General features: G+C 67.7%; 4 protein-coding genes. 1 reads left to right on the top strand and 3 read right to left on the bottom strand.

Annotated elements, in window-relative coordinates:
* The coding region (locus VML93_RS31700) for an N-acyl-D-amino-acid deacylase family protein (protein ID WP_325616733.1) at positions 1-1,677 on the bottom strand (1,677 nt) is incomplete at its 3' end.
* The gene (locus VML93_RS31695) at positions 1,662-2,858 is read right to left on the bottom strand and encodes an amidohydrolase family protein (protein ID WP_325616731.1); all 1,197 of its coding nucleotides are present in this window, start codon (positions 2,856-2,858) and stop codon (positions 1,662-1,664) included. The genes VML93_RS31700 and VML93_RS31695, both read right to left, overlap by 16 nt.
* Before the next feature lie 228 nt (positions 2,859-3,086).
* Between VML93_RS31695 and VML93_RS31690 the strand changes: the two genes are divergently transcribed.
* Positions 3,087-4,331 (top strand): serine/threonine-protein kinase, encoded by a 1,245-nt coding sequence (locus VML93_RS31690; protein ID WP_325616729.1) that lies wholly within the window; start codon positions 3,087-3,089, stop codon positions 4,329-4,331.
* Positions 4,332-4,399: 68 nt separating this feature from the next.
* Here the strand turns inward: VML93_RS31690 and VML93_RS31685 are convergent.
* On the bottom strand, positions 4,400-4,904 hold a 505-nt coding region (locus VML93_RS31685; protein WP_325616727.1), incomplete at its 5' end, for a LytR C-terminal domain-containing protein.

Genomic DNA, 4,904 nt, shown 5'->3' with positions numbered 1-4,904 from the left:
GGTTCCCGGCATGGCTCCGGTGGCGGCGCCGTCGCGGCACACCTCGACACCGCCGACCAGCACGGAGCTGATCCCGTGGGCCTCGGCCACCAACCGTGGCGCGCCGGAGGGCAGGTCGTAGCGGGTGCGCTCGGGCCCGTGGTCGACGGTCGCCGGGTCGAACAGCACCAGGTCGGCGTGCCAGCCGGGCGCGATGCGGCCGCGTTCGATCAACCCGTAGAACCGGGCCGGCACATCGGTGATCAGCCGGACGGCTTCTTCGAGCGTCACCACCTGGTGCTCGCGCACGCCGCGGCCCAGCAGCGACGTCGTGTAGATCGCGCCGCACATCATGTCCAGGTGGGCACCGGCGTCCGAACCGCCGATGACCGCGCCCGGATGACGCCACACCTGCGCCCGCGCCCGCCAGTCGGCGGCGTCGTTGCCGCCCATCGACGGGCTGAGCCCGGTGCGCAATTGGTCGGCGATCACGATGTCCAGCAGCGTGTCGAAGGGCTCGCCACCCCTGGCCGCGGCGACTTCGCCGACGCTGCGGCCGGTCGCGTCGGCGTTCTCGTCGGCGAACGTTTCCACGACGATCAGCCGGTCCCATTGCGCCAGGCCGCGCAGCATGCCCGCCTCCTTCGAGGAGGCACCCTCGGCGAGGCGGCGACGGACCTCGGGATCGGCGAGTGCGGCCAGCCGCTCGGGCACCGGCAGATGCATGGTGTCGCGCCAGCCCGGCAGCCCGTCGAGCACGAATCCGGACAGGAACGACAGCCGGATCTTCATCGCCTGCGGCAAGGTCAGCGCCACCACCCGGCCGCCGCGCTCGGCGGCGACATCCCAAGCGCGCAACTGCTTTTGGTGCCCGGCCGGGTTGGCCGCGGTGACGGCCAGCAGGTTCCAGTTCAGTGGCCGGTCGGCGGCGACGGACATGTCGGTGAGCAGCGCGATGTCCTCATCGGTGAAGCCGGAGAGGCAGCCGGCGATGATCGCCTCCAGCGTGGTGCCCGGGTGGGCGCGCAGGCCGCCCGCCAGCGCCACCAGTTCGTCGCGCGACGCGCTGCGGGACGGAACGGGCTGGCCGCCGCCGTCGTTGTGGGTCGGCGATTGCGAGGTCGACAGCCCGAGTGCGCCGGCGGCCAGGGCGTCGTGCAGCACCCCGACCATCTTTTCCACCTGCTCCGGGGAAGCCTGCTCGCCGATGCCGTCGCTGCCCATCGCGGCCAGCCGAAGCGCCGAATGGCCAACCAGGAAGCCGGCATTGACGGCGATGCGGCCCTCGAGCCGGTCCAGCCAGTCACCGAAAGACGCCCAGCCCCAGTCGAGCCCGGCGCGCAGCGCGTCCAGTGGCATCCCTTCCACGCGCGCCAGCATGCGGGTCAGGTAGTCCTGCTGGTCGGGGGCGGCGGGCGCCAGCGTGAAGCCGCAGTTGCCGCCGAAGACGGTGGTGACCCCGTGCTGCACCGACGGGCTGGCGGTCGGGTCCCAGAACAGCTGCGCGTCGTAGTGGGTGTGCAGGTCGACGAAGCCCGGTGCCAGCGTAAGTCCTTCTGCATCAACAATTTTCGCGGCCGGATCGGTTGCCTCGCCTACTGCTACGATGCGGCCGTCGCTGACGCCGACGTCGCCGTGACGGGCGGGGGCGCCGGTGCCGTCGACGATCTGGGCGTCGCGGATCAACAGGTCGTACATGTGAGCCACCCTTCTTCCGGCAGCGGGTGGCGGAACAGTTGTGCGGCGTTGCGATGGGTGATCCGGGCCGCGTCGTCCTTGGACAGGTTGGCGACGTTGCGCGCCACCACCTGTTGGGTGTCGGGCCAGGTAGAGTCGGCGTGCGGGTAGTCGCTCTCGACGAGGATGCGCTCGGCCCCGATCGCGTCCAAGGCGCCGAACGCCGCCGGGTCGTCGATCGAGCAGAACCAGAAGTTTCGTTTGAGCACCTGGCTGGGCAGTAGGTCGCTCTTCCAGGAGCCGCCCTCGCGCCCGAGGGCGGAGTGGGCCAGCACGTAGTCGGCGCGGTCGGCGAGCATGGCCGCCCAGCCGAGACCGCCCTCGGCCAGGCTGATGTTCAGCCGCGGGAAACGGACCGGGATTCCCGACCACAGCATGTCCGCGCAGGCGACCAGCCCGTTCACCGGGAACAGGGTGGTGATCGTCTCAAATGGGGTGTCCGGGGCCGGAATTGGCGCCCACTGCGCCGAGCCGGTGTGCAGGCACACGACGGTGTCGGTCTCTTCGCAGGCCGCGAAGAACGGGTCCCAGACGCCGCTGTGCAGACTCGGGATACCGCATTGGGCGGGCAGCTCGGGGAAGCTGACCGCCTTGAAGCCGCGCGCGGCGTTCTGCCGTATCTCGTCGGCCGCCAGTTGCGGGTCGGCCAGCCAGGGCAGCTGCAGCGGGATGATGCGGTCCGGGTAGCTGCCGGCCCACACCTCCAGGTGCCAGTCGTTCCAGGCGCGCAGGGTGGCCAGCCCGAGTTCCGGGTCGTCGCTCTTCCAGAAGACCGTGCCCGCGAAGCCGGCGATCAGCGACGGGAAATTCAGCGACGCCCAGATGCCGGCGAGGTCCATGTCGGCGATCCGGGCGTCGATGTCCCAACAGCCGCGCCGCATCTCGTCAAAGCGGGCGGCCTCCATGCTCCATTCCTCGTGCGGACGCCCGATCACCGCGTTGAGCCCGATGTTTGGGTATTCACGGTTCTCGTAGCGCCACACCTGACGACCGTCGTCGGTCTCGACGACCTTGGGCGCTTTGGCGGCCAAGGTGCCGGGTAGCCGGCCGGCGAACATGTCGGGGGGTTCGATGACGTGGTCGTCGACCGAGATGACGACGTGCTGGCGCTGGCGGGGATCAGGGTCTGGCAGCAGCGCCATACCTGTTGACTATCGTCGGTTTCCGGCCCTTGTCAATGCCTTTTTGAGCTATCTATGCAATCAATGCAACGTTGGCGTCGGACTTTCGAACAAGGCGAGTTTCGAGAGTCTCAGCGCACGTTCGCAGCTTGCTGGTCCTGAATGGTCGCTGTGGGTGCATCCGCTTGGTGTCCCGAGTCAGCTGCAATGTTCTATTGTGTCGCTGACCGATATGCCGGGGAGGCCGACGTGGAAGGGACGCCATTCGGGCGGTACCAACTCGTAGAGCCGCTGGGCCGCGGCGGCATGGGGGAAGTCTGGCGCGCCAATGACACCGTCACGGATCGGGTCGTCGCCATCAAAGTCCTCCCGGCACATCTGTCCGAGGACGAAGATTTTCAGCGGCGGTTCCGCCGAGAGGCCCACGCGGCGGCACGATTGGACACTCCTCACGTTGTCCCGATTTATGACTATGGAGAGATCGATGGCCGGCTGTTCGTCAGCATGCGGCTGATCAACGGCCGCGACCTGGACACCGTGCTGGCGGACGGCCCGCTGGATCCCGCCCGCGCGGTGCGCATCATCGACCAGGTCGCCAAGGCGTTGCATGCCGCCCACAAGGTCGGCCTCCTGCACCGCGACATCAAACCCTCCAACATCTTGCTCGACGACGACGACTTCGCTTACCTGATTGATTTCGGGATCGCCCGCATCGCCGACGAAACCCGAATGACCAAGTCCGGCAACACGATCGGGACCTTCGCCTACATCGCCCCCGAGCGGCTGGACTCCCGCGCCGAAGAGGATAGCCGTGCCGACATCTACTCGCTGGCCTGCGTGCTGTATGAAGCCCTGACCGGGGAGCCTCCTTTTGCCGGTACCGCGACGGCACACCTGATGTTCGCCCACGTCAACACCCCCCCGCCGCGACCCTCGGCCACCCGACCCGACGTGCCCGCAGAAGTCGACGAGGTCATCGCAACGGGGATGGCGAAAGACCGCGATATGCGTTATGCCACCACGATCGAGCTGGCCGCCGCCGCCCGCGATGCGATCACGGTGCCCACTCCTCGACCGGTGGCAAGTGCCTTGTCGCCCAACGAGGCCGGGCCGGTACCCTCCAGGCCACCGATAATCCCAGAGCGCCCTGAGATCACTCCGCAGCCCAAAATAACTACAGCAGAAGGGATGACGGCTTCCTCTAAGAGTAGCCAACGCCAGCCCGACACGACTCGGGCAGATTCAACACCTCCATCACCGGCTGGGCGTCCCGGTGTCGCAATCCTCATCGGATTGGCGGTGACAGTTGTCATTCTCATCGCTGCTGCGGTTCTTCTGATAATCGTGGGCAATCAAGCCGAGGATTCTTCCCGCGGTGGGCTTCCGTTCTGGACAGGTGGTGGCATGTGTGCGGCCATCGCGGTAGCACTGATCCTCGCCAGGGTGGTCATGGTCCGACGGAAAGCCGCTTCCGCGCGCCGACCACCGCCCTGAACCTGACTGGCGATAATGGATAGCGCGACCCAGCTATCTGCCGCAGCCGGAAACTTTTAAGGCCCTTGTCACTTCACGCAGGGAATCTTGTCGCCGGTCATCCGCGTCAGGTTGGTGGGTGTCGGTTCTTGGGTGCCGGTACCGGTGGCCGGCACCGTGCTGACGGGCGCCGCGACGGTTTTGGTTGCGGTTGGTGATTGCGATGTCTGAATGAGGTTGTCGAACCTGGACGAATCGGTCCCGACGGTCAGTCGCACCGTGTTGGGCGCGACGCTGTCGGATTCGGTGGCGGTTACGCCTAATTCGTCGGCCAACTCGGTGGCGGCTGCCTTCGCGCCGCGGCCGTAGGCGATGGTGCTGGTCTGAGTGGTGGAGTCGGCGGTGCCGATCGCGCCCTGAGTGAAGTGCCCTGTGGCAAAGGACATTTCGAGCGCCGCGGCCTCGCCTTGCCGGCCCGAGGCATTGATCACGTCGAGCACGACGCTGCCGGCGGTCAGCGGCGTGACGCCGCCGGTGGGAGCTGCGCTGGTACGGCTGGTCGGCGTTGCTGCGGGCGAACCGCTGGCCACCAGG

It is taken from the genome of Mycobacterium sp., from assembly GCF_035499775.1.
GTDB lineage: Bacteria > Actinomycetota > Actinomycetes > Mycobacteriales > Mycobacteriaceae > Mycobacterium.
The sequence above is the reverse complement of the archived record's forward strand: the minus strand, read 5'-3'. Positions and strand labels throughout refer to the sequence as shown.